24 protein-coding genes and 2 tRNA genes are annotated in these 24,512 nt (G+C 68.8%); 18 read left to right on the forward strand and 8 right to left on the reverse strand.

The window, feature by feature from the left end; all coding sequences use genetic code 11:
* Nucleotides 1–24 precede the first annotated feature (24 nt).
* The 5 genes from ACFW0G_RS07950 to ACFW0G_RS07970 all read left to right on the forward strand — a co-directional run bounded on the left by ACFW0G_RS07950 (nt 25) and on the right by ACFW0G_RS07970 (nt 3,870).
* Nucleotides 25–96, forward strand: a tRNA-Val gene (locus ACFW0G_RS07950).
* A gap of 432 nt (nt 97–528) precedes the next feature.
* Nucleotides 529–702, forward strand: coding sequence for a hypothetical protein (locus ACFW0G_RS07955; RefSeq protein ID WP_378324102.1), 174 nt, complete (start codon nt 529–531; stop codon nt 700–702).
* A gap of 715 nt (nt 703–1,417) precedes the next feature.
* On the forward strand, nt 1,418–2,206 hold the full coding sequence (locus tag ACFW0G_RS07960; protein ID WP_378324103.1) for a chorismate-binding protein: 789 nt from the start codon (nt 1,418–1,420) through the stop codon (nt 2,204–2,206).
* A gap of 28 nt (nt 2,207–2,234) precedes the next feature.
* On the forward strand, nt 2,235–2,981 hold the full coding sequence (locus ACFW0G_RS07965) for a cyclase family protein (RefSeq protein WP_378324104.1): 747 nt from the start codon (nt 2,235–2,237) through the stop codon (nt 2,979–2,981).
* Between the two features lie 7 nt (nt 2,982–2,988).
* Nucleotides 2,989–3,870 carry a sugar phosphate isomerase/epimerase family protein gene (locus tag ACFW0G_RS07970; RefSeq protein ID WP_378324105.1) on the forward strand — a complete coding sequence of 294 codons (882 nt, stop codon included), beginning with the start codon at nt 2,989–2,991 and terminating at the stop codon, nt 3,868–3,870.
* Nucleotides 3,871–3,913: 43 nt separating this feature from the next.
* Here ACFW0G_RS07970 and ACFW0G_RS07975 read toward each other — a convergent pair whose 3' ends face one another.
* The 4 genes from ACFW0G_RS07975 to ACFW0G_RS07990 all read right to left on the reverse strand — a co-directional run bounded on the left by ACFW0G_RS07975 (nt 3,914) and on the right by ACFW0G_RS07990 (nt 6,880).
* Nucleotides 3,914–4,882 carry a LysR family transcriptional regulator gene (locus ACFW0G_RS07975; RefSeq protein WP_378324106.1) on the reverse strand — a complete coding sequence of 323 codons (969 nt, stop codon included), beginning with the start codon at nt 4,880–4,882 and terminating at the stop codon, nt 3,914–3,916.
* A 171-nt stretch (nt 4,883–5,053) separates the two neighbouring features.
* Nucleotides 5,054–5,380 carry an LLM class flavin-dependent oxidoreductase gene (locus tag ACFW0G_RS07980; RefSeq protein ID WP_378324107.1) on the reverse strand — a complete coding sequence of 109 codons (327 nt, stop codon included), beginning with the start codon at nt 5,378–5,380 and terminating at the stop codon, nt 5,054–5,056.
* A gap of 83 nt (nt 5,381–5,463) precedes the next feature.
* A complete protein-coding gene (locus ACFW0G_RS07985) occupies nt 5,464–5,898 on the reverse strand; it encodes a MarR family winged helix-turn-helix transcriptional regulator (protein WP_378324268.1) in 435 nt (144 codons plus the stop codon).
* 124 nt (nt 5,899–6,022) lie between these two features.
* Nucleotides 6,023–6,880 (reverse strand): lysozyme, encoded by an 858-nt coding sequence (locus tag ACFW0G_RS07990; protein WP_378324108.1) that lies wholly within the window; start codon nt 6,878–6,880, stop codon nt 6,023–6,025.
* Between the two features lie 349 nt (nt 6,881–7,229).
* Between ACFW0G_RS07990 and ACFW0G_RS07995 the strand changes: the two genes are divergently transcribed.
* Complete coding sequence (locus ACFW0G_RS07995; RefSeq protein WP_378324269.1) at nt 7,230–8,936, forward strand: serine/threonine-protein kinase; 1,707 nt, start codon at nt 7,230–7,232, stop codon at nt 8,934–8,936.
* A 25-nt stretch (nt 8,937–8,961) separates the two neighbouring features.
* Here ACFW0G_RS07995 and ACFW0G_RS08000 read toward each other — a convergent pair whose 3' ends face one another.
* Nucleotides 8,962–9,435: an ATP-binding protein gene (locus ACFW0G_RS08000; protein ID WP_378324110.1), complete on the reverse strand. Its 474-nt coding sequence runs from the start codon at nt 9,433–9,435 to the stop codon at nt 8,962–8,964.
* 146 nt (nt 9,436–9,581) lie between these two features.
* Here ACFW0G_RS08000 and ACFW0G_RS08005 point away from each other — a divergent pair, with 146 nt between their 5' ends.
* On the forward strand, nt 9,582–10,073 hold the full coding sequence (locus ACFW0G_RS08005; RefSeq protein ID WP_378324112.1) for a hypothetical protein: 492 nt from the start codon (nt 9,582–9,584) through the stop codon (nt 10,071–10,073).
* A 9-nt stretch (nt 10,074–10,082) separates the two neighbouring features.
* On the opposite strand, the gene ACFW0G_RS08010 is transcribed toward ACFW0G_RS08005, so the two are convergent.
* A complete protein-coding gene (locus tag ACFW0G_RS08010; RefSeq protein ID WP_378324114.1) occupies nt 10,083–11,723 on the reverse strand; it encodes a sulfatase in 1,641 nt (546 codons plus the stop codon).
* Nucleotides 11,724–11,976: 253 nt separating this feature from the next.
* Here ACFW0G_RS08010 and ACFW0G_RS08015 point away from each other — a divergent pair, with 253 nt between their 5' ends.
* Nucleotides 11,977–12,405, forward strand: coding sequence for an Lsr2 family protein (locus ACFW0G_RS08015; RefSeq protein ID WP_378324115.1), 429 nt, complete (start codon nt 11,977–11,979; stop codon nt 12,403–12,405).
* Nucleotides 12,406–12,626: 221 nt separating this feature from the next.
* Here the strand turns inward: ACFW0G_RS08015 and ACFW0G_RS08020 are convergent, their stop codons facing one another.
* Nucleotides 12,627–13,865, reverse strand: a complete 1,239-nt coding sequence (locus tag ACFW0G_RS08020; protein ID WP_378324116.1) for an alginate lyase family protein — start codon at nt 13,863–13,865, stop codon at nt 12,627–12,629.
* 272 nt (nt 13,866–14,137) lie between these two features.
* Between ACFW0G_RS08020 and ACFW0G_RS08025 the strand changes: the two genes are divergently transcribed.
* Nucleotides 14,138–14,211 (forward strand) — tRNA-Ile (locus ACFW0G_RS08025).
* A gap of 363 nt (nt 14,212–14,574) precedes the next feature.
* Here the strand turns inward: ACFW0G_RS08025 and ACFW0G_RS08030 are convergent.
* Nucleotides 14,575–15,225: a TetR/AcrR family transcriptional regulator gene (locus ACFW0G_RS08030; protein ID WP_378324117.1), complete on the reverse strand. Its 651-nt coding sequence runs from the start codon at nt 15,223–15,225 to the stop codon at nt 14,575–14,577.
* Nucleotides 15,226–15,284: 59 nt separating this feature from the next.
* Here ACFW0G_RS08030 and ACFW0G_RS08035 point away from each other — a divergent pair, with 59 nt between their 5' ends.
* The 9 genes from ACFW0G_RS08035 to ACFW0G_RS08075 all read left to right on the forward strand — a co-directional run bounded on the left by ACFW0G_RS08035 (nt 15,285) and on the right by ACFW0G_RS08075 (nt 24,473).
* On the forward strand, nt 15,285–15,788 hold the full coding sequence (locus ACFW0G_RS08035; RefSeq protein ID WP_378324119.1) for a DUF3291 domain-containing protein: 504 nt from the start codon (nt 15,285–15,287) through the stop codon (nt 15,786–15,788).
* Nucleotides 15,789–16,349: 561 nt separating this feature from the next.
* A complete protein-coding gene (locus ACFW0G_RS08040) occupies nt 16,350–16,766 on the forward strand; it encodes a YybH family protein (RefSeq protein ID WP_378324120.1) in 417 nt (138 codons plus the stop codon).
* 504 nt (nt 16,767–17,270) lie between these two features.
* On the forward strand, nt 17,271–17,855 hold the full coding sequence (locus tag ACFW0G_RS08045; RefSeq protein ID WP_378324121.1) for a TetR/AcrR family transcriptional regulator: 585 nt from the start codon (nt 17,271–17,273) through the stop codon (nt 17,853–17,855).
* Between the two features lie 238 nt (nt 17,856–18,093).
* Nucleotides 18,094–19,539 (forward strand): NAD-dependent succinate-semialdehyde dehydrogenase, encoded by a 1,446-nt coding sequence (locus ACFW0G_RS08050; RefSeq protein WP_378324122.1) that lies wholly within the window; start codon nt 18,094–18,096, stop codon nt 19,537–19,539.
* Nucleotides 19,540–19,579: 40 nt separating this feature from the next.
* Complete coding sequence (locus tag ACFW0G_RS08055) at nt 19,580–20,869, forward strand: aspartate aminotransferase family protein (protein ID WP_378324123.1); 1,290 nt, start codon at nt 19,580–19,582, stop codon at nt 20,867–20,869.
* Nucleotides 20,870–20,878: 9 nt separating this feature from the next.
* Nucleotides 20,879–21,919 carry an extracellular solute-binding protein gene (locus tag ACFW0G_RS08060; protein ID WP_378324125.1) on the forward strand — a complete coding sequence of 347 codons (1,041 nt, stop codon included), beginning with the start codon at nt 20,879–20,881 and terminating at the stop codon, nt 21,917–21,919.
* Nucleotides 21,916–22,779 carry an ABC transporter permease gene (locus tag ACFW0G_RS08065; protein WP_378324126.1) on the forward strand — a complete coding sequence of 288 codons (864 nt, stop codon included), beginning with the start codon at nt 21,916–21,918 and terminating at the stop codon, nt 22,777–22,779. Before ACFW0G_RS08060 ends, ACFW0G_RS08065 begins: the two co-directional genes overlap by 4 nt.
* Nucleotides 22,772–23,587, forward strand: a complete 816-nt coding sequence (locus ACFW0G_RS08070) for an ABC transporter permease (RefSeq protein WP_378324127.1) — start codon at nt 22,772–22,774, stop codon at nt 23,585–23,587. The genes ACFW0G_RS08065 and ACFW0G_RS08070 overlap by 8 nt, the downstream gene beginning before the upstream one ends.
* Entirely contained in the window at nt 23,580–24,473 is an 894-nt protein-coding gene (locus tag ACFW0G_RS08075) for an ABC transporter ATP-binding protein (protein WP_378324128.1), read from the forward strand. The genes ACFW0G_RS08070 and ACFW0G_RS08075 overlap by 8 nt, the downstream gene beginning before the upstream one ends.
* The last annotated feature ends 39 nt before the right edge of the window (nt 24,474–24,512 follow it).

A 24,512-nucleotide genomic window follows, 5' to 3' on the forward strand; every position in this document is an offset into this window, starting at 1 on the left:
AGTTCTCCCCGTTGCCGACGGCACGCGCGATTAGCTCAGCGGGAGAGCGCTTCCCTGACACGGAAGAGGTCACTGGTTCAATCCCAGTATCGCGCACGACTCGGGTTTTGCTGTAAAGGGGACGTCGTGGCCGACGTCCCCTTTACCGTACGCGTCGTGCCGTGCTGACCCGGGGGCCGAGCCCCCGGACCCCCACGGTGCGGTAACTCTCGACCCAGCGTGGTTGCCTTTCTGCGAACGGTGGCAAAGACTACAGCTCACCGGCCCCGCAACGCCATAGCGGACTCGCCAGAAGAAACCATTGCTACACCAGCATTCTTGATCCGCCTGCGGCCCAGGGCACAGCGAATGCCCTGGTCACCCGGCTAGCGAACCCGGCCGATCATCGCCTCGCGCCCCGTGAATACCGCGTCATCGCGAGTCGGCATCCACTGCGACTCGCGACGCTCGGGGATATGACACAGGCACTCAACCCTGCGCATCACCATGTGAGCCCACCTCGAACGCCCGGAAGCCGCCGCCGAGCCGATGGAGAGCTACGTCTCCAAGACCATTGCGATGTCCGGCCTCGACAGCACCCCGCTGACAGCAGTCGACCTGCTGGTCTTCATCTACGCCATCGCCCAGGCCTGGTACCTCACGCCGACCGGCCTGCTGCGTGCGGACGGCTCAGATCCCACCGACCCCCGGGCGAATCGCTGACCACCGCGCCTCGATTGCAACCGCGGTCACCCGGTTTGTTCGTTCCGCACGAGTCTGACGTCGACCCCCATTCGAGCAAGACGACGATGGAACCGAGGGCGATATCTCCAGGCTTTCAGAACGTACGGGTTGACCTATGACCCGGCGTTCGCGGTCGCCTCAGCCCACATACTGCAATCGTGAACAGGTCAACGAAGCACTCGACCAGCCCCAAGGGACGCTTGGCACCGCAGTCCCGTACCGCCGAATTCACGTTGCCCGAGGGAGGGGTGGACACGCTCTTGCACACCTTGGCCGGCATCGATTCCGAGCTGCCCGTCTTCGTCTACGAGCGCATCGACCCTCTCACTCGCCAGCCGCTGACCACCTGGATCGGGCTGCGCACCGACGCCACACGCGTGCAGGGCACGGATACAGCCGCAGCGCTGCGGGCAGCGACCGTGGCTGCTCGCGCGGACGGGCCGCACGGCGGCGTGTTCGCATTCCTCGGCTATCCCGGCCCGCACTCCACCGTCCACGGCGACGCGGGCATTCCCGATGCACTGCTGATGCGGCTGATCGACTACCTCACGATCGATCACCGGACCGGTCGTGGCCGGGTGGTGCACACGTCCACCGAACCCGATCCCGAGCGGACGCCAGAGCAGTGGGCCAGCGCCTGCGGCTCGGGAACCGCGACCTCACTCGACCTCACCTCGCACGAGGCGGACTTCCAGTGGACCACGCAAACCTCGGCCGAGCAGTACACCGCGGCGTACGTGCCTTCCAGCAGCGCGGGGGCGCCAGCGGAGTGGTGCTGTCGGTCCGCGTCGCCAGCGAGCACCGCGCCGAGCCGATGCACAGCTACCGGGTGCTCCGGACGGTCAACCCTTCCACCCGCATGTTCTTCCTCCGGCACGACCAGTTCGCGCTGTGGGGGGCGACGTCGTTGCCGCTGCTGCACCTCAGTGACGGGCACATCACCGCCGAGACCGACGGTGCCACGCATCCCGTCGCGGACGAGGAACACCATTGGCAACCCTCCCCCAAGGAACTGGGCGAGTACGAAGTGGTCGCCGACGCGCTCGTCGAGGACCTCGCGCACGTTGCCGCCCCAGGCACCCTGCAGCTGACCCGTGAACGGGAGCAGCGGGTCTTCTTCGGACTCGGGCACCTCTTCGCCGAGGCCCAGGCCGAACTCGCGCCGGAATGCGACGCGGTCGACGCCGTGCTCGCGATGCACCCGCACGGTGCCACCGTCGGTCATCCGCGTTCCGCCGCACAGACCTTGATCGCCGAACTGGAACAGCTCCCCCGTGGCCCGTTCGCCGGGCTGGTCGGCCTGTTCACCGCCGAGGAGGTGGACGCCACCGCGGTCACCCGCTCGATGTGGACCACTCCACGTGGAAGCGTCACCCAGGCAGGCGCCAAAGTCGTACCCGCCAGTGTCGCCGAGCACGAGTACGCGGAGTCGGTGCTCAAAACGCGCGCACTGCGTGTGACGGCACGCCGGGCTTCCTCATGAACACCGGACCTCACGATGGAGCGACCCCATGATCATCGACCTCACGATGGAACTGCATGAGGGCATCACCGCCTACCCCTCACACGGCCGGTCGGTGCTGTCGCTGTCGCCGGTGATGAAGCACGCCGACTTCCTCGGCACTGGCCGTCGCACCCGCTACGCGGACCTTCCGGTGTCCTTCGAAGTGAGCCAATGGATCCTGAGCGACCAAGCCGGCACGCACATGGATGCGCCCTTCCACGTCGACCCCGCCCACTCCGTGACTATCGAACGGGTGCCGCTGGAGACCGCGTGGGGCCCGGCTGTCTGGCTGGACTGCACGACGGCGGCCACGGAGTCCGGGGCGGTGTCCGCGCAGGCACTACGCGATGCGGCCGACGAGGCCGGGGTCCGTATCGAACGCGGCGACATCCTGGTTCTGCGTACCGGTGCGTCGGATGACGCGGTGTCCGATCCCGCGGGCTACGCAACCACATTCCGCGGGCTGACCCGCGATGCCGCGGAACATCTGCGCGCGGTAGGTGTGCGGTGCCTGGCGATCGACTGTGTCACGATCGAATCGCCGGCGACGGCGGCCACCGCGGACGTGCACACCATCTTGCTGCGGCCCAGCGCGTTGGGGCTGCCCGACTCCGACGTCATCGGCGTCGTGGAGAACCTCGTGCACGTCGACACCATCCCCGTTCACCGGTTTCACTTCGCCGCTTTGCCGTTGCCGTTGCGTGGCGCCGCCGGCAGCCCGGTACGCGCGGTGGCCGTGGTCGAAGGCATCTGAGGCGGCGATGGTGATGCGTTACGGCTATGCGACGGTCGGACTGCCCACTCTCGCCCCGGACGAAGCGATCGAGCATGCCGCCGCGGCGGGCTACGCCGGGCTGGAATGGAAGGTCGGGGAGGCACCGCATGCGGCGGGAAGTTCGGCCGAGCAGTTCCTGCTGGGCAACCGCACCACCATCGCGCTGGACGATCCGGCACAAGGCGCACGGATCGCCCGGCGAAGCGCTGCCGCGGGACTCGCGGTCATCGGTGTCGACCCGTACGTGGCTGTCGGCGATGTGACGACCCTGGACCTGGCCTTGGCCGTCGCCGAAGCGGCCGATGCTCCCCAGGTCCGGCTGCAGGGTCCCCGCTTCGGCGCGGACGGGGCGGGCTACCGGCAATTGTTCGCGAGGTTTCTGGAGTTCCTCAGCGTCGCCGAGCAGCGCGCGCACCGCAGGGGGATACGGCTGGTCGTGGAGATTCACCAGCAGACGATGTTTTCCAGCGCGGCACTGGTCCACCGCCTGGTCACCTATTTCGATCCGGCACACATCGGGGTGATCTACGACGTCGGCAACCTGGTCGTCGAAGGCTATGAAGATCACCGGATCGGCACCGAACTGCTCGGCCCGTACTTGCATCACGTCCATCTGAAAAACGCCCTACACCGTCCCTCCGCAGGCCCAGGGCCCGTTCGAGTGCATCGCCCGGTGTGGAGCCCGCTCGACGAAGGCGAAGTGGACGTGCTCGGCGTCTTGGCCCACCTCGACACGATCGGTTATCAGGGGTGGGTGACGATCGAGGACTTTTCGACGCAGCGAACCCCGCTCGCGACATTGCGCCACAACGCGGACGTCCTGCGTGCCTGCAACGCTCCCGGATGGCTCGACCGCGAGGAAGCCTGACACGTGTCTCTCCTCTTGCCGGTCATGAAACCGGACTTTTCCTTTACGAAGAACCGCGTCCCGCCTGGATTCCGACGAGGTAGCCACGGTCGAGATCGTGCTCGCTCAGTGGTGTGCCGGTGAGCTTCAGGCTGTGGCGCACCAGCTCCGAGAACATGGTCGTGGTGGCAGCGGTGTCGCGAGCAAGCCAGATCAGGCACAGCGGCGGAGCCACCACCGCGGGCGCGATCGGACGAAACACCACGTCGAGCCGTCCCGGCAGCACGGCGCTCTCGGGAATGACTGCGACCCCCTGACCTGCTGCCACCATCCCCACCACAGCCTGGACGCCCTGTACTCGCGCCGCGAGCTCGGGCTGGAACCCGGCCGCGGCGCAAGCCAGGTGGAAATACTGCGGGAAACGTTCCTCCAGCGGAGTGAGGATGAATTTCTGGTTGCGCAGCGCGGCGATCGGGACGGACTTCTCGCCGGCCAAGGCGTGGTCTCGCGCCATGATCACGACGGCCTGCTCCATGCCCAGCGGCATGGCCAGCAACGTGCCCGGACCTTGAACGGTCGACAGGGGTGGCCGCCCGAACGCGACATCGGCCACGCCGTCCAGGACGGCCTGGACCGCGTCGGCGGTGCGCTGATACTCCACCGGGTGCGCAACGACCTCGGGATGCTTGCCCCGTAGCGCCCGTAACACCCGGGGCAGGACCGTGGCGAACGACGATGTCAGCGCGGCGATTTCGATCTTTCCGACCTCGCCACGCGCCACCCGGCGAGTCTCCAGCCGACTCCGTTCAACGGCGTCCAGCACTGCCCGGGCGTGGTCGGCGAATACTTCCCCGGCCGCGGTGAGTTCGGAGCCACGCGGCCCGCGATCGACCAGCCGCACACACAGTTCCTCCTCGAGCTGTTTGATCTGCTGGGAGAAGGGCGGTTGCCGGATGCCGACCGCCGCAGCCGCCCGACCGAAGTGCCGCAGGTCGGCGAGCGCGAGGAAGTAGGTTAGGTGTCGCAGCTCCACGTCACGCCTCCACTAGTCCGAGCGACCGACAGAAGAGTCTATGCCGCAGCGGGCACGACCGGCGCCCCCTCCTGATTCTCCGCGGAAAGGCCAAATGAGCAGCCACGGTCCGCGCCGCGGTTGCCGATGCGCGGGCATCGTTGCGATCCTGCTGGCGATCTGCTCCTTCGTCTACGCCAACGCCTCTTCGAAGGCTTCGACGGCGTCGGCGGGGGAAAGGCGCGGAACGCCCATCGCCGTGATCCGGTCCCACAGCCCGCCCGCGCCCATGCCGAGTACGACACGGCCGCCGGAAAGCGCCGACAGCGACGTCACGGTTCGTGCGAGCACCGGCGCGGGACGGGTCGGCAGGTTGGTGACGTTGGCGAAGGGATGGTCCGAGAGCGAGATGAGGTCCAGCCGTTCCCGGTCGGCCTGCTGGGCCATGCGCACCAGTTCCGGTCCGTCGGCGACCTCGCTGTGCGCGCCGAAACCGAACACGACTTCCTGAGTGGACATTGGTCAGACCCTTCTTGAGTTCGTTCTGCGAACTATATTAGTTCGTAGTGCGAACTGCAAGCGAAAGGTGTGGCCGTTGCCGCCTAGTGTCCGTGCTCCATGAAGACGACCGGGACCTCGTTGTCCAGCACGACGCGGCCGAGCAGCCCGGCGAGCGTCTGGCGCTCGGCGGCGCTGAGCCCCGACGGCAGTTCGTCGACGCGGCGGCAGGTTTCGGCGTAGAACTCTTCCGCGAGCCGCCGGCCTTCCGTGGTGAGGGTGACCCGCACCGCGCGGGAGTCCACCGGATCCGGTTCGCGACGGACCAGGCCGTTGCGCTCGGTGCGGTCCACCAGGCCGGTGAGGCTCGACTTGGCCAGTCCCAGCGTGGCGCCCAGTTCGCTCATGCCGTAGGGCTGCGCCATCAGCACGCACAGTAGCTGTCCCTGCTGGGGTGTGATGCCGTGTTCCCGGCTCGACTCGGCATATACCGCGTTCACCAGGAAGGCCGACCGCACCAGTGCGGTCACCACTCCCATTCGGCCGCCGTCATTCTTCTTGCCCACATCGCGAGCCTAACATTTCGCGCGCTACAGTTCGCAGGACGAACTTCCTGTGCGAGGGTCGCTCCCGGCCCGCCGGACCGGGAGCGACCCGGCGGGGTCAGCCGAGGGCGAGGGCGACCAGCCGGTCGTAGCCGCCGTTGAACACGTCCTGGTCGATCGGGCTGTCGCTGTACTGCCAGAAGGTCCAGATGTCCCAGTCGAAGGGCAGCTGGCCGGGGCCGTCGGCGTAGCGCGCCACCCAGAGCGGGTTGGTGGTCTTGAAGCCCGCCAGGTTGCCGGTGCACTGCGACCACCACGACGTCGCCGTGTAGATGACCGGCCAGACCCCGGTGCGGTTGTGGTACTGGTCGCTGAAGTCCTTGACCCAGCCGATCATGCCCCACTGGCTGTAGCCGTAGCACGCGGAGCCGTTGGGGTTCCATTCGATGTCGAGGGTGCCGGGGAGCGTCTTGCCGTCGGCCGACCAGCCGCCACCGTGATCGACGAAGTAGTCCGCCTGCGCGGCGCCGCCGGACACGTCGGGCCGGGCGAAGTGGTACGAGCCGCGGATCATCCCGACGTCGTAGGAGCCGTTGTACTGCTGCGCGAAGTACGGGTTCGTGTAGTCGGTGCCCTCGGTCGCCTTGACGTAGGCGAAGCGCTTTCCCTGGCCCCACTGGGAGTTCCAGTCCACATTGCCCTGCCAGCCGCTGACGTCGATGCCGTAGACGGCGTCCTCGACGCCGAGGGCCGGCGCGGTGACCCGCCGCGGGCCGGAGCCGGTGCGCTCGTGCGCGCGCACCTGGGAACCCATCGGGTGATCCGCCTGCCGGATCAGCCCGGCGAGCGCGGGAGCCACGCTCGGGTCCAGCCGTGGCCCGGTGGGCTCGGCGGCGTTGGCCGTCCCGGTCGTACTGAGCGCGATCAGGGCGGCCGCGCCGAACAGGGCCTGCCATCTCCGTCGGTGTCCGAACATGATCATCGTCCTTTCGGTCCGCTCGCGGCGACCCCCAGACCCGGTCACCGGGGCATCCGTTGCTGAACGACGCATTCTGACTACGTCAGGTGAATTCATTACCGACGTTTCGGCGGTATGCCCGGTTCCTGGCCGGAACCGGCCAGGAAATGCGGCCGAACGGCCTCACTCACCCGAGGGAGCGGGCCGTTTGCGGACGTGCGGCTGCCCGGGGTGCCGGTGCCGGACGGAGATCTCGCGTGACTGGAGGCGTAACTCGCGTGATCAGGCGGAGATCTCGCGTGTTCAGCGGGGGGATCCGTTTGTCATCGGGATGTCATCGACCGGGATCTACCGTCAGCGGGTGGTGATGGCGGAGGAAACCGGGTCGGGCCGGGTGATCGGCGGGCGGTACCGGCTCGTCGGGACACTGGACTTCGGCGGGATGGGACGGGTGTGGCGGGCGCACGACGAGGTCCTGCGCGCCGACGTCGCGGTCAAGGAGGTTTGGCTGTCCCCGGCGATGACGGCGGACGAGCGACAGGAGCGGCTGGCGAGGGCCGAACGGGAAGCCCGCAACGCCGCCGCGCTGCGGGATCACCCGCACGTCGTCGCGGTCCACGACGTCGTCGTCGAGGAGGACGTCCCGTGGATCGTGATGCGGCTGGTTTCCGGACGGTCCTTGGAGAAACGCCTCGCCGACGGTCCGCTGTCCGCCGAGGAGGCGGTCCGGGTCGCCGGTGATCTGCTCGACGCCCTCGAAGCGGCACACGGCGCCGGGATCGTCCACCGCGACGTCAAACCCGCGAACGTGCTGCTGGCCGAGGACGGGGAAACGCTGCTGGCCGACTTCGGCATCGCGGTGCACCACGCCGACACCACGATCACCGGCACCGGAACGCTCATCGGCTCGGTCGAGTACATGGCGCCCGAACGGCTCAACGGCAAGGACGGCCTCGCCGAAAGCGATCTCTACTCCCTCGGGGTGACGCTGTATCAGGCGGTCGAGGGACTTTCCCCGTTCCGCCGCGGCACCCCGACCGCCACGCTCACCGCGGTCCTGCTGGAGGAGGCCCCACCGCCCGAACATGGCGGCGTGCTCACCACGCTGATCACCCGGCTGCTGGACAAGGACCCCGAGCAGCGGCCGGGCATCACCGAGGCGCGGGCCCTGCTGACGGCGTCGGCGACGAAGAAGCTCGGCGGCGCGGCCGACCGGACCGAAAAGCTCGACAAGCCGGTCAACGAGACCAGGAAGTTCGAAGAGATCGCCGAACCGCCGAAAACGCCGCCGAAGACCACTTCTCCGGTTCTTGTGGGGAGCGCGGTGGCCGGTCTCGTCGTCGTGGGCCTGGTGGTCCTGCTCGTCACGCGGGGTGCCGTCAGCTATGTCGCGTCCAACCTCTTCGGGAAGTCGGCGTCGACCAGCTCCTCCACGAGCGCGACTCCATCCACCACGGAACGCACCACGCCGAGCACCACTCCGTCGCGGTCGCGCACCACGTCCACCACCCGGGAACGGACCACCCCGCGCGCCAAGCCCGCGGATCTCGACAGCGAAGCGGGCGACACCACTCCGCTGACGGCGTCCGCGTTGCTCGCGGACTCGTTCACCGATGACAAGAACGTGCGCTATACCCGGACGAACGGCGGCGTCCGCAACTGCGTCACCGAATATCTGAGCCAGGAGGTGCGGGATCTCCTGCGCCGCTCCGGCTGCGACAAGGCCGTCGCCGGGACGTACCGCGACAGCTCCGGCAAGGTGCTGGTCATGGTGTGGGTCGTCCCGATGAAGAACGACCAGACCGCCAAAACCGCCTACGACGCCTATGATTCCGGCTCCTGGGGCATCATGTGCCCTGGCAGCGGGCCCGGAGCCGAGATCTGCGACGACAACAAGGACACCAGTCGCGCGGTCCGCGGCGGCTACAGCAGGCAGACGCACCGGTACCTGATCAAGTCGAATGCGTTGTACATCAACCTGTCCCGGGACAGCGGTGCCAAACCGGCGCTGGTGTCGGCCGCGAGCGCCGCTGTCGACTCGGCAGGGCCGATGAACCACCCCGGGAACCGATGAGCGCCCAATCCTCTACTGTGGACAGTCAATCGTGGCCGATCAGCACGGGATGACGTCGTTGGCCGCGGACCGGGCGGCAGCGGCCGGTGCCGTAGCAGGGCACGTGTGCCCACACCGTCTTGCCGTCGCGGTGGGGATCCTGCTCGACGCCCCAGGCCGCGGCGAGCCGGTCGACCAGGAGCAGGCCGCGCCCGCGCGGATCCCGGGCCACCGGGAGGGCCATCATCGGCTGCCGGTAGGTGAGGTCGGCGACCTCGATCCGGACGGCGCACGGGGACACCGACCGCCACAGCTGGATGTGCCGCGGCCCACCGCCGTGCTCGAAGGCGTTGGCCACCAGTTCGGTGGCGACCAGCAGCACGTCACCGCGGTGGATCTCGCCGAGACCGGTCAGCTGCCGCGAGGCCCACGCCCGCATTTCGGCCAGCGCGCGAGCCGACGCGTCCCGCAGGTCGAGTACCCACGTGCCCGGAAGGACGTCCTCGGCCACTTCGGTCATGGCGGTACTCCTCTCCGGAGACGTGTTCCTCTCGGCTGAAGAGGCGTGCACAGGGGGTATACCCAGAACGGCGAAAATCAATCCGCGCGGCAACGTCGCCGCGGGCAAGGGCGTGTTCCCTCCGGGGGTCAGGAAAGGGGAACGCCATGCGGAAGACACTGGTAGCCGGGGTGTGCGGCGCCGCGCTGATCGGCGCGGCCCAGCTCGCGACGGCCGCGCCCGCGGCCACCGGGGAGGTCGGGTGGACGCTCCTCCCGCTCGAAGTGGAGCCCGGCGGGCAGATCTACGCGCAGACCTACTTCGGCCAGGGCAACGGCTGTGCGCCGACCACGCCGGTGACCTCGCCGGGCTTCGCCGCGCCGCTCCAGTGGACGATCGGCGGGAACTGGGGCAAGCACGGCGGTTACGGCACTGTCGTGAAGACGCCCGGCAAGTACACCGCGACGTTCACCTGCTACGACGGCAGGGTCGCCTCGAAGACGTTCACCGTCATCGGAACCCCGCCGACTTCGCCACCTGCCACGACGAAACCCGCGCCGCCGAAGACGACCGCCAAACCGCCCAAGACCGGCACGTCCCAAGTCCCGGTGAAGCCGGTGGGAGCACCACAGACCGGCGCCGGCGGCACGGCGGGATGACCTGGTCGTTCACCGGCCGAAGGCGGTCAGAAACCGGTCGCGGAACGCGTCCAGCTGCCACACCGGGGCGCGCGGGGCGGGTTTCAGGCCGTCCTGCCAGCCCCAGCCCGAGATCCGGTCCAGCACGGCCGGGTCCCGGGCGAGGAGGGTGACCGGGACGTCCCGCCCGGCGCCGGCGCCGGTGACCACCGGCGGCTGGTGATCACCGAGCAGGACGAGGACGAGGTTGTCGTCGCCGTAGGTCCGCACGTAGGAGATCAGGGTGTTCAGCGTGTAGCCGAGGGACTTCCCGTACGCGGCGCGCACCCGGTCGGGATCGGGCCACACGGACTCCGGGGCCTCGCCCTGCGCCGGCATCGGGCCGAAGACCGTGCCGTCGCCGACGGCGTTCCAGTCGACGAGCCGGGGCAGGGGAGTCCACGGCGCGTGGCTCGAGACGAGATCGATCTCGGCCATCACCGGGGTGTGGCCCGGCGCGCGCTCGGCGCGCTGGAAGGCGGAAAGCGTGTACTGGTCGGGCATCGTGGCGTAGGAGAAGCCGGGGCCGCGGTAGCCGACGTCGCGGGCGTCGTAGTACGACTCGAAGCCGTAGAACCTTCCCTCCGGCCAATCGCGGGTGTGCGCGGGCACGTCGTGGACCGTTTTCCAGCCCGCGCGCCCGAAAGCGCGGGTCAAGGTGAGCCGGTCGGTCCCGAGCAGCTGCTCGTAGCGTTGCTGATTGTCGATCCACAGACCGGATTGCAGCGTCGAATGGGCCAGCCAGCTCCCGCCGCCCGTCGTCGACGAGGTGAGAAACGCACTCCTGGCACCGAATCCGGCCGCGCGCAGCCGCTCGGTGCCGTCGTCGAGCATGGCGCCGATCCCGGGCGCGAGCCGAGGATCCTCGAGAGCCACCCGTCCGTAACTCTCGACGAAGGCGAAGACGACGTCCTTGCCGCGCAGCGCGGTGAGCAACCGGTCACCGGGTGTGTCGCGGAACGCGTCGACGCGGACTTCCTCGGCCAGCGGCCGCCGATTCCGGAGATCGGTACGCACCTGGCGGAGGTCGTCGTAGGCCAGCGCGACGGCGCTGCGCGCGGCGACCGGTTCGCCGGGCGCGACCTGCACCCCGGCCAGATCGCACACGATCCAGACGACCCCGAGCACGGCCAGCACCCGGGTCGACGCGGTGCGGCGTCCTGCCACGGCCCGGCTCAGCCGTCGCACCGCCATCGTCACCAGGACCACCATGGCGAGCGCGAGCACCACCACGCCGATCGCCGCGGCGATCGCACCCGGTTTACCGAGACCGCCGGAGAGGAAATCGAGGCCGCCACGCAGGAAAGTCCAGTCGAAGACCGGGTCGAACGGCCGGTCGAGGGCCGCGAAGAAACCCATGTCGACGATCTTCACCAGGGTCAGCAGCCCGAGCAGGACGCCCAGCACGGTCGCCACCTCCCGCCTCGGCCGCGGCGGGAGGACGAGCAGGACAGCGATCCCGACGAGTCCTTCGACCGGGACACGCACGAACATCGCCGGGGTGAGGTGGCTGATCTCGTTGGGCGCGAGGAGCGCGAACAGGACGAGTACGAAGGCCGACGCCGTGGCCAGCTCTTCGGCCCGAGGAAGGCGTCCTCGGCCGGGCACGCGGAGAAAACGAGACGACGGCAAGACCGCACCTTCCCTCCACGCGGCGATATCGGCCGGGCCCCGGCACCGTCCCGTGCGGCATCGCGGCCCCGAGAGTAACTACGGCGTGGCGCCGTCATCGGTTCACCCCGGCCCCCGACTGTCCACACCGGACATAGGCCGAACGGACGCGCCCGGGCCCGGCGCGCGGTGCCGGGGCACCCGAGAGGTTAGGCTGCGCGGCGTGTTCCGGGCTGTACGAGTCCGGGCGGGTTCCAGCTCGAAGGAAGTAACCATGGCGCAGAAGGTTCTTGTCCAGATGATGGACGACATCGACGGTGGCGAGGCCAGCCAGACCGTTCCGTTCAGTTTGGACGGTGTGCAGTACGAGATCGACCTGTCGGACGACAACGCCGAAAGCCTGCGCGAGGGGCTGGCCCCGTTCCTGGCGGCTTCGCGGCGCGTGGGCGGCCGGAAGGTCCGGCTGGCCGCCGGCCAGTCGGTCGCGGCCGCGACCGCGGCGCCGGCTCCCGTTTCGCAGGCCGACCGGGAGCGCTCCCGCGCGATCCGGGCGTGGGCGCTGGACAACGGCTACGAGGTGTCGGAGCGCGGACGAATCCCGCGCGAGGTCGTCGAGGCGTTCGAGCGGGCGGAGGCCGAGCCAGAGCCGGTGAAGGCGCCGCGCAAGCGGGCTTCCCGGAAGAAGGCGGGCGCCTCCGCGTGACGTCCGGTGGGACGGGCCCCGGCTTCGCGGCCGGGGCCCGTTTCGCTGTACGGGTCCGGCCGCCGGATGTCGATGGTGGTACCCCGGCCAGTCGGGGGGCTGCCTGACCGGAGTACCACCACGGCATCAGAGAGGGGCGGGGCGGCGCCCGGATGACGCCTGGGACATCGATTCACCCAGAAGTGTGAATGGATGTCCGCTGACCTGCGGCGCCACCCGGCTCAGGCAGCCGGGTTGTCCCCGTGGGTGAGGGTCTCCCAGGCGAGGAAGTGGTTGTCGGTCCCGGCGGGCCGGGTGCGGGCCAGCAGCGCGGACGTCTGCGGCATCGGGACGCCGAGCTGGTTGTGGTAGCGGTTGTAGGCGGTTTCGAGAACCGGCCCCAGCCCCTTCTTCACCTTGCCGCCGCACAGCCAGGACGGCACGGCCGCGCCGAGGTCGTACCCGGCGTGGAACTCCAGCGCCGCCACCAGGCGATCGCGCATCTCGCCGAACAGATCGGGCCCGCCCTGCAGCTTCGCCGTCTCGGCGACGTGGCTCGCCGCGACCAGGCCCCAGCCGGTGTGCCCGAAGTCGCGGCACGTCTCCTGGGCGAGGCCGTCGACGAACTTCGTCTGCCCGTGCCAGTACTTGACCAGCGCGTCCCGGTCGTCGGGCATGCCGGGAGCCGCCTTGGGGAGCGCGCCGTCCGAGCTGACGTAGACGTACGCGGGGACGCGGCCCCGCCAGGTGTTCACGGCCTTGTCGTAGGAGGCGCGGTCGTCGAGGAACACCGAGATCCCGACGGCGGCGTCGGTCATGATCAGTTCCCAGTTCCCGTTGGCGTGCGAGCCTTTCAACAGCGCCGGGAGGTAGACCTTGCGCAGCATCGTGGCGAACTGGGCCTGTTTCGCCGCGGGCCAGGCCGTCGAGGTCGCGCGGACGAGTTCGCCGGCGCGTGCCCAGGAGACCCCGGCCCAGCCGGTCTGCAGGGGCGCGTTGCTCAGCGAATGCTTCGTGATCGTGGCGGCCCACGCGTCCATGAGCTCGACCGCTTTGGCGGCGTAGGCCTCGTTGCCGGTGAGGTATGCCATCAGCGCGTCCGTGTAGGCCGCGAGGGCGTCGGTCCGTTCGTCGGTGCAGCCGATGTCCGGCTTCGAACTGGGCCCGCACTGCACATCCGCGATCGGTTTCGGCGTGCGGCTCAGCGAGGCCAGCGGGCTGGCCTTCATCTGCGCGAAAGCGGACTTCCACGGTTCGGCGTCGGCGTCGATCTTCCGGCGGACGAAATCGAGACTCTGCTTGGTGTCGGACACGCCCGGATGTGTGAAGGACGCGGACGCGGCGGCGCGCGCGATCGCCGGCGTGCCGGACGCGGACGTCCGCGTCAGCGCGACGACGCCACCCGCGGCGATCAGCGCGAGTACCGCCGCCCACAGCACGACGTGACCGCGGTGGAACAGGTGCGGACGGGGCTGCCCCATGGACTTCTCCCTCGTGTTGACGTGGTGCGGCGCGGATCGCCAAAATACATCGGATTACTGTCCGGGATCTAGTGCGGGCGATCGTCCTGATCACCGGGATTAAGCGGCAATAGATCAGATGTCTGCCCCGTCCCGAGGTGCGAAGTTCGGGGTGTGGGACAGTCGACCCGACGTGTGTCACCTGCCGCCTCGGGACCGGTCATCGGCTGTGATAGCTTGAAACGAACTGGGGCATCTGTGCGAAAGCTAATGCTGCGCGGTGTCCCGTCGAGGGGCCGGTAGCTCAGTTGGTTAGAGCAGGGGACTCATAATCCCTTGGCCGTCGGTTCGAGCCCGACCCGGCCCACCCTGATATATCAGGCCCTGCTCGAGGATTCTCCCGTTGTTGTGACCTGGGCGTGACCTGTCGGATCGCGCTCCGGGTTCCGTTCGGGCTCCGTTCTCACTGTCGTGCTGATGGCGGGCTTAGGCTAATCGCTTTTCGGGGTGGGCCGGCAGGTGTTCGGTGTGGTGAGCTTTGGCTGTATATAACGAGTTGCGGGGAATAGTGGGTTGTCAACGGTCGTCGTGATCTTCGCGCGTCCGCCGACATACCCCCTTGGCGCGTGTTGTGCTACCCCTGTCCGCTAACTGCTGGACTCGTTCGCGGGCTGATCGACAGGGGACCTGCGCGGTGGGCCGGGGTGTCGGGGAGCCGACCTGGGTGTCGTCACGGTGGGTCCGGGGCCGACGATCGGTCGGTGGTCAGGTAGGCCACCGCCATGAGCGCAGTCCGGATGCGCCACTGCTCCCAGGTCATCCCGTCCGGAGCCGCCTCGATACTGAGCGCGCGGTGCATCGCCGAGGCGGTGATGATACGGCTGATGAACCCCAGCTCCGCGTCCGCGTCTGGGAGCCGGACCGCTTCCCGGTGTGGTGCGGCTGCCTCGACCAGCAACCGCCGCAGGGCGGCCAGGCCCTCGGCGCGCTGGTCCGGGACGGGCCGCAGGCGAACCCCGAAGATCTCCGGCAGGAGGCGTCCGCTCTCGGCCATCCAGTCCACAACCGCAGCGGTGCAGGCATTGATCACCGACTCCAGATCGGCCAGCGGGTCCCGGAGTCGAGCGGTGAGCCGGTCCCCGAACCGGGCGAGCATGCGGTCCTTGACGGCGCGCAGGAGCAGTTCCCTGTTCTCGAAGCGGCGGTAAACCGTGCCGACGGAGACCTCGGCGCGGGCAGCGACCGCGCCCATGGTGACCGCGTCGGCGCCGCCTTCGATGAGCAGGTCCTCGGTCGCGGCGAGGAGCTTGGCCTTCGTCTCGCGGCTGCGCGCCTGCTGCGGGGCCCGCACGCCGACCGTCATGTCATCGGCCGTCCCCACCCTCGACGGGCCGCCTCGGGCTTGAAATGCCCGTCCAAAAAAAATAGAAAGCAGTTCCCGTGAGCAACATTGCGCTTTACACATTCGGCCTGCTCGACCCCGCCATGGAGCCGGCCGCGCTGGACGACCTCTCCAGCCGGGGCGACGAGATCTACAGTGCCGGCGACCACGCCCAGGGGTTCCTCGGCCGAGCCGAGGACGACTATGACGGAGACGCGGTACACGCACCCGCAGAAGATTTCGGGCGCTGGGGATCCTACGTGCTACCCCTGGGTCTTCCGGGCTTGGCGGGTCACGATCCGCACGTCCACATCGCGACATTGAGCCTGTGGCAGGACGTCGAGAGCGCACGTCTGTTCGTCTACAGAGGATTGCACCGCGAGGCTCTGAAACTCAGGTACGACTGGTTCCTGAAGGGGTCCTGGCCGGGGCATGTTCTCTGGAACGTCGAGGACGGCTCGGTGCCCCGCTGGTCGGACGGCGTAGCCAGACTCGAGGCTCTTGCCCGGGACGGAGAGTCCGCACAGCGCTTTACCTTCGGCTCGCGATGGGGCCGAGCATGACGGCGCAGCGAGGTCATTGGGCTGCCAATGGAATCCGCCGACCAGGGCGAACGCGGGCACGGGGTGGACAAGATCCCGCGCTATCTGTTGCCTGATCCCAGGCGTGAAGGCGACGTGCGCAGGCTAGTCTGCGAGGCGCGCTGTCGTCCGAGCAGGTGACACAGCCGGCCGACCTGACCGGAGAACCTTCCACGCGGGCAGCGGCGACGAGGATCAATTCCCACGCCCGCTTCTCGGCATTTCCGGACGTTTAGTCGCCGTCGCTATTGATCGCTCCGCGCGGTGGATCTGGAACGTGTTCTCTTGGTGGATCACCTGTTTCCGGCGGGCCCACGACGGGCAACGTGGTGGTCCCTTCATGATCTCCGGGTGTGCGGGCTTGGGGTCTCCGGGTTGGCGGATGCCACCACCCGAGTGGGAAGCCGTAGTCCTGATCAGCTGCGCGCTCGCCGAACAGTGCATATAGGACACTATGAGTTCTGCTCGCCGCCAATCACCGTGAAGCGGGGATCCTTCCCGTCGGCGTGCGACATTCGCGTAGTCGCTTGTAAAGTCGGCGCTATGGCCTCTCCCGATGCTGACCCCGTGCGCACAGTCCTGCCGACCGAGGCGGAAAAGCTGCCGGCGGCGTTCATGGATGCTTTCAATAGCGGTGACGCCGAGCGTGTCGCCAGCTTCTACAGTGCATCCGCGGTACTCGTGCCCAGCCACGATCACCCGGTCGCCGGTAACGACCTGCTCGCCGCCAACCAGGGCTTCCTCGACTTCCGGCTTCCCATCGACATTCGGCTCCGGCACGCCTACGTCGCAGGCGACATCGCTCTCCTCATCACCAACTGGTCCCTGCGCGGCACCGCACCCAATGGTGAAACCGTCGATCTCTCCGGCACGGCGACGGATGTCGCCCAGCGAGGTACCGACGGATACTGGCGCCTCGTCATCGACAGCCCCTTCGGCACCCAGGAAGAACTGCCGTGACCGGCAGGCAATCAGCGAGGGGCTCCCTGCAGGGGTGCTGAGCATCATCGCCGGCTGCTGACGGCGCAGGGAGTTGACGATGCACGACGCTCCGCGGGCAGCGGGTCGGGATCGGCGGTTGTGGTGTCGTGCCTGGCCGGTCAGGCACTGATCACGTCGCCGGGGACGTCACCGTCGAGGCGGCCGGTCACCGGCCGCACGGTGGCCGTATCGGGGGCGACATACCGATCCTGACGAGGATCGAATCCGGTGCCCGGCGCCAGCACGTGGTGGGGCGCATCGACGGCTCGGCGGCAGCCCCGATGAACGGGGCCAGGCGATCACATGCGGCAGGGATCAGGCACGATCGCGCAGCGGGCACGGCTGCCGGTGGGGTACCGAAGTGCTTCAGTGTATTGCGTGCACCGAAGGCGTCCTTCGGCACTCCCGCCTCCAACGCTGGTTGACTCTTGTTCATTACATTTGTAATGTAAGCGCGTCCGGGGGTGCGCGGAAGGAGACCGCATGGCGAGCCGGAAGGGGCAGCGAGCGCCCGCGGAGATGAAGCGCGCGCTGCAGCGCGCCGCCGTCGAAGTCGTCGCGCGCGAAGGGATCCGCGGGCTGACCTATCGCGCGGTCGCCGGTGCGGCCGGGGTCACCACGGGCGCGGTGCAGCATCACTTCTCGTCCATCGACGACCTGCTGCGCTCGTCGCTCGACTGGGTACTCGAGGAGAGCGCCGAAAACGGTCTCCTCGGCGCGCGGGCGGGGATCTTCGCGGGCGGGCCGGACGTGCGGAAGCGCTTCGCCGAGAGCGCCGACATCCAGATCTTCCAGTACCGGCTGGTCGTCGAGTCGGCCGGCCGGGCGGAGCTGCGGCCGGGGGTGCAACGGCTGTACGAGAGCTACTTCGGCGCGGTGGCGAAGGATCTCGCCTCCATCGGGGCCCCGCCGGGCGACGGGCTCACTTCGCTCGTCTACTACGCGCTCGACGGGATGTTCCTGCATCAGGTCGCCGACCCCGGGGCCGACCCCGGTGCGGCACTCGACGCGCTGCGCGCGCTGCTGAAGGCGAGCGGCGCCGCGAAAACGTCCATCGTGGACACCTGACCTCTCGCCGCCGCTGTTCGCCAATGACCCGCGTGTCCACTGTCGACACGGGGGCATTGATCATTTCCTTGTACTGCAACGGAAAACCCCGGGTAACGAGACGAATTCGCCGCGGCCTGGGTGTTGACTTCATCAACACTTGAGTTCAGACTCGGCGCATCGAGGTGCCACGCTCCAGCGCACCCGATCGCGTTCCCCGGCCACCACGGCCCGAATCTCCGCTGTGAAAGGCGTTCCGATGTCAGACACCGCTGTCGCGACCCTGCTGATCGAGGGGAGCTGGGCTGCCGCGCCCTCGGCTTTCGACGTTGTCGACCCCGCGAGTCTCGAGGTGATCGGCCAGGCCTCGGACGCCGGCCCCGAGCACGCTCGTTCCGCCATCGACGCGGCCTCCGCGGCCTTCCGCGGGTGGGCCGACACGGATCCGGAGACGCGCGGCGGCTACCTGCGTGCCGGGGCGGCCGCCATCCGCGCCGGTCGTGACGAACTTGCCCGCTTGCTCAGCCAGGAGAACGGAAAGCCGCTGGCCGAAGCGGCGGGCGAGCTGGCGGGTGCCGCGCGCATGCTGGAGTGGGCCGCGGAGGAGGGCCGCCGCGCCAACGGGCGGGTGACCCCGGCGAACGCGGCGGGTCCCGGACTGGTGCTGCGCAGCCCGGTGGGCCCGGTACTGGCCATCACGCCGTGGAACTTCCCGGCCAGCATGCTCATCCGCAAGGTGGGGCTCGCGCTGGCGGCGGGCTGCCCGGTGATCGCGAAACCCGCCGAGCAGACGCCGCTCATCGCCACGGCGCTTCTTCGGATCCTGCAGGAGACCGGCCTGCCCGCGGGTGTCCTCCAGTCGCTGACCACGACCCGGCCCGGGGAACTGGCCGACGCCCTGCTCGCCGACCGCCGGTTGCGGAAGGTGAGCTTCACCGGGTCGACGGAGGTCGGACTGGGACTGTTGCGCCGCACCGGTTCCGTGCTGCGCCGGACGTCGCTGGAGATGGGCGGCCATTCCCCGGCGATCGTCTTCGGGGACGCCGATCTCGAAGCCGCCGCAGCCGGTGTCGTGACCGCGAAGTTCTTCAATGCCGGTCAGAGCTGCACCGCGGTGAACCGGCTGTACGTGCACGAGAGCGTCCGCGACGACCTTCTGGCGTTGATCGAAAAGAAGACGGCGGCACTACGGCTCGGCCGCGGGGACACCGACGGCGTCGCGATAGGACCGTTGATCGATGAGGCAGGGCTCGCGAAGGTTGAGCGTCAGGTCGCCGACGCCGTCGAGAAGGGCGCCCGGGTACTCGTCGGCGGAAGCCGTTGGGAGCCCGAGGATTCGGCTCTGCGAGGCCATTTCTTCCAGCCGACCGTCCTCGTCGACGTCACTCCCGACATGCTGATCGCCCAGGAAGAGACGTTCGGTCCCGCGCTGGCCGTGTCGACGTTCTCGGACGACGAAGAAGCCGTCGCTCTCGCCAACGCGACGGAATACGGCTTGGCCGCGTACGTGTTCGGCTCCGACCTCCGGCGCATCTGGCGTGTCCTCGAACGGCTCGACTTCGGCGTGATCGGCGTGAACGACCCCGCCCCGGTCCGTCCGGAACTCCCGTTCGGCGGGCAGAAGAACTCCGGCCAGGAACGCGAAGGCGGCAGTGAGGGCATCGAGGCCTACACCGAGGCCAAGGCCGTCGCGCTGCGTTTCTGAACCGCCCGCTTCCGAACCGTCCACATCGGAAAGGACCTCGATGACCAGCACACTGTCCACAACGGAGCTGTCCGAACTGGACCGGAAAACCCTGGTACACCCGCACACCGTGATCGGCTCGCCCGCCGAACCGCTCATCCTCGACCGTGGCGAAGGCGCCCTGCTCTGGGACACTGACGGCCGCCAGTACATCGACGGCACCTGCGGTCTGTGGCAGTGCCCCGTCGGGCACGGGCGCGCCGAACTCGCCACCGTCGCCGCCGAACAGATCGGCAGGCTGGAGTTCTTCTCGTCCTTCGGGGACTATTCCAACGCCCCGGCGATCCGGCTCGCCGACCGGCTGCTGAAGCTCGCACCCGAAGGGCTCGAACGCGTTTTCCTCACCAACGGCGGTTCCGAAGGCAACGAGACCGCGATCAAGCTCGCCCGTCTCGCCCACCACCACACCGGTTCGCCGGAGCGCACGGTGATCCTCGCCCGCACCGGCGGCTACCACGGCATGGGCGGCGGTTCCCTTGCCGCGACGGGCATCGACGGCTTGCGAGCGGGGTTCGGCCCGCTGCTGCCGGACGTCGAATGGCTGGGCAAACCGCACAGTATCGAGCACGGCCCGGACGCCACCGGCGTCCTCGTCGCCGAGCTGGAACGGCGCATCGAGGAGATCGGACCGCACCGCATCGCCGCGTTCATCGGCGAACCCGTCCTCGGCGTCGGCGGTATGGTCCCGCCGCCGGAGGGCTACTGGCCACGAGTGCAGGAAGTGTTGCGGAGGCACGGAATCCTGCTCATCGTCGACGAGATCGTGACCGCCTTCGGCCGGACCGGGCACTGGTTCGGCAGCGACCACTTCGGCATCGAACCCGACATGATCGTGCTCGCGAAGGGCATCACGAGCGGCTACATCCCGATGGGCGCGGTGCTGATCGGGCGCCGGGTGCTGGACCTGGCCGACGGCGCCACGTTCCTGCACGGGTTCACCTACAACGGCCATCCGGTCGGAGCGGCGGTGGCGCTGGCCAACATCGACATCATCGAGCGGGAAAACCTCCCCGAGCGCGCCCGCGTCCTCGGCGCGCGTCTTCGGGAACGGCTCGACCCGCTCACGAAACTCCCGCACGTGCGCGAGGTGCGCGGGGTCGGACTGATGCACGGCATCGAGTTCGACGGCGTGCCCACCGCGTCCGTCCAGTCCGGCTGCCGCGCGGACGGCGTCGTGGTGCGCGCGTCGGGCGCCAGCATCGTGCTCTCGCCGCCGCTGGTGATCACCGAGGAGCAGCTCGACACCCTCGCCGACGTCCTGTGCCGTCACGTCGCGGCCGCCGCGGGCTGAGGAGGCATCGTGCGACGCCGGATACCAACGCTGTTGTCCGCGGCGACGATCCTCCTGGCCGCCGGATGCGCCGTCTCCGAGGGCGGCGCGAACTCCCTCGTTTTCGTCTCCTACGGCCAGGGCGCCTACCAGGCGGGCCAGCGCTCGGCCTGGTTGAACCCGTACACGGAGAAGACCGGCACCACGGTCACGATCGACGGCCCGTCCAGCATGGCCAAGCTCAAGGCGATGGTCGAGGCGGGCAAGGTCACCTGGGACGTCGTCGACACCGAGGCGTCGTCGGCGGCCCAGTCGTGCGGCACCCTGGTCGAGCCGGTCGACATGGGACCGCTGGCCGCGGCGTTCCCCCGGGACACGCTGACGCCCTGCGGCATCCCGGACGCGTTCTTCGGCATGACGCTGATGTACAACGCGAACGTCTACGGCGATCACCCGCCTTCCCGGCTGGCCGATTTCTTCGACCCCGCCAAGTTTCCCGGGCGGCGGATCATCTACGGAAACGACCCGAGCGTCGGCACGCTGGAGGCGGCGCTGCTCGCCGATGGCGTCCCGAAGGACCGGCTCTATCCGCTCGACGTGCCGCGCGCGCTGGCGATGTACGACCGCATCCGGCCCGAGCTGTCGATCAGCGACACCTACGGCGATCAGCAGCAGCGCATGGCCGGGGGACAGGCGGATCTGGCGCTCATCGTCAGTGCCCGCGCCTATTCACTGCTGAAGACCGGGGCCACCAACTGGAAGGTGGTCTCCGGCGTGCCGATCCCGGTCACCTGGGATGTTTTGGTGGTACCCAAGGGATCCCGCCGGGCGGAGGAGGCAAAGCAGCTGATCCGCTACGCCGCCGAGCCCGCGCAATCGGCGGCGTTCGCCGAGCGGGCCGGGGTGGGTCCCGCGAACTCCGCGGCGAAACCCCGCTACCCGGAAATCGCCCGTGCTCTGGACATCTGGGGGGACGACAAGGAGGACCTGCGCGTGCTCAGCGATGTGAAGTGGTGGGCGGCCAACCGGACCAGGGTCGTGAAGACCTGGTCGGACTGGAAAACCGGATGACCGCCGTGGTACCGGGAAGAGCGACTCGCCGCGTCGCCGCGTCCTGGCTGTTGTTCCCCGCGGCGGCGGTCCTGCTGGTGTTCTTCTGCTACCCGCTGGCCGTGATCCTGTGGCGCAGCTTCTCCGAGCCGGACTTCGGCCTGGCCAACTACCTGGCCGTGCTCGGCGACAAGGTGCAGATCCGCGTCGTGCTCCGGACCCTGCGGACGGCGTTGATCATCACCGCCGCGACGCTGGTCATCGCCTATCCCTACGCCTACGCGATGAGCCGCGTGGGCAGGCGGGCCCGCGGTCTGCTGACGCTGCTGGTGCTGATGCCGTTCTGGACCAGCGTCATGGCCCGCAACTTCGCCTGGTACGTACTGGAACAGCGGGGCGGGGTGATCGAAAAGCTCTTCGGCGCCGTCGGGATTCATGGCGTGAGCCTGCTCGGTTCGGTGGCGGGGGTGACCGTCGCGATGGTGCAGGTGATGCTGCCGTTCATGGTGCTGCCGCTGCAGAACACCATGCTGGGCATCGACCGCAGTCTCCTGCACGCGGCGAGAAGCCTCGGCGCACGCGGACCCGTCGCGTTCCTGCGGGTGTACCTGCCGCTGTCGATGCCCGGTGTGCTCGCAGGGGTTTCGGTGGTGTTCATCATGTCGCTGGGCTTCTACCTCACCCCGGCGCTGCTCGGCACGCCCCAGCAGGCTTTGGCCGCGCAGGTGATCGGTACCCGGGTCAACGATCTGCTCGATTTCGCGGGCGCCGGCGCGCTGGGCGCGATCCTGCTCGTGCTCACGCTGATCGTGCTCGCGGTGATCAGCCGGATCGCCGCGCCGCTCGGCAGCAGCATGACGGGAGGTGCGGACCGTGGCTGACTCCGTCACCCGCGTCGCCCGCAAGGAACGCACACTCGGTGTGGGACTGCGGATCTGGGTCGTGCTCGTGGGGTTCGTCCTGATCGCGCCGACGCTCGTGGTCATCCCGATGAGCTTCGGCGCGGGCTCGACCTTCCAGTTCCCGCCGGACGGCTGGTCGCTCCGGTGGTACGGCGAGTTCTTCGGCAGCAAGCAGTGGCTGGGGTCGCTGGCCAACTCCGTCCAGGTGGCGCTGCTGGCGGCCGCGCTCGCGACCGTGCTCGGCGTCGCAGCGGCGTTCGGGCTCGACCGGGCCCGCTTCCGCGGCCGCGGGGCCGTCCGGCAGCTGCTGATGGCGCCGATGATCCTGCCGGGGATCGTCGTGGCGGTCGCCGTCTACGGTGTTTTCCTGCGGTGGCAGCTGAACGGCACGATGCTCGGGTTCGTGCTGGCCCACACGGTGCTCGGCGTGCCGTTCGTGATCACCTCCGTGCAGACCAGCCTCGCCGGCTACGACCCCGTCATGGAGCGGGCGGCCGCCAGCCTCGGCGCCAACCGGTTCACGACGTTGCGGAAGGTGGTCCTGCCGCTCGTCGCGCCCGGCGTGATGTCCGGTTTCGTGTTCGCCTTCGCCACTTCGTTCGACGAGGTGGTCATCGCCCTCTTCCTGCAGACACCGGACATCAAGACGCTGCCGGTGAAGATGTACGAGTCGATCGTGCTGGAGATCGACCCGACCATCGCCGCCGCGTCCAGTCTCATCGTCGTGTTCACGACGGTCCTGTTGCTCGTGCCCCAGTTCCTTCGCCGACGGAGCCACCATGACTGACGATCACCGTTTCGACGAACGCCGCTTTGATGAACGCAGCGGGATCACCACCGCGCACGTGACCAAGGCCTATCCCGGCGTCGACCGTCCGGCGGTGGACGACGTCTCGTTGCACATCGCCGACGGCGAGTTCATGACCTTCCTGGGACCGTCCGGTTCCGGGAAGACCACGATGCTGTCGATGATCGCCGGGTTCACCCCGCTCACCGCCGGGTCGATCACCGTCGACGGCCGTGAGATCTCGCGGCTCAAACCGCACCGGCGCGACCTCGGCGTCGTTTTCCAGCAGTACGCGCTTTTCCCGCACATGACCGTGTCCCGCAATGTCGCGTTTGGACTTGCCCGCCGCGGACGGCCGCGTGCCGAGATCGAGCAGCGGGTAGCCGACGCGCTGGAGATGGTCGGGTTGTCCGCGGTCGGTGACCGCTTTCCCCGTCAGCTCTCCGGCGGGCAGCAGCAGCGGGTGGCGCTCGCCCGCGCCGTGGTCTACGAGCCGAGGGCGCTGCTGATGGACGAACCGCTGGGAGCGCTGGACAAGAAGCTCCGCGACCAGCTCCAGCGGGAGATCGCGCGGATGCACCGGCAGCTCGGCATGACGTTCCTGTTCGTGACCCACGACCAGCAGGAGGCGCTGACGCTTTCGGATCGGATCACGGTCTTCAACGAGGGCCGCGTCGAACAGGTCGGCACCCCGGAAGATCTTTACGAGCGGCCGGAAACGCTCTTCGTCGCGCAGTTCATCGGCGAGTCCAACGCGCTGCGCTTCACGCCGGGAGAGGTGACGATCGTGCGTCCGGAACGCGTGACTTTGTATGCGGAGAGCCAGGTTCCGGCCGGGCATCAGCGTGCCGGCGCGGTGGGGACCCCCGGGGGGGAGCGCGGTTGACCCAACCCGGGCGGGCTCACCGACCGGCGCCGCCCCCCC

Origin of the sequence: Amycolatopsis sp. NPDC058986, from assembly GCF_042741125.1 — a bacterium.
Lineage (GTDB): Bacteria > Actinomycetota > Actinomycetes > Mycobacteriales > Pseudonocardiaceae > Amycolatopsis.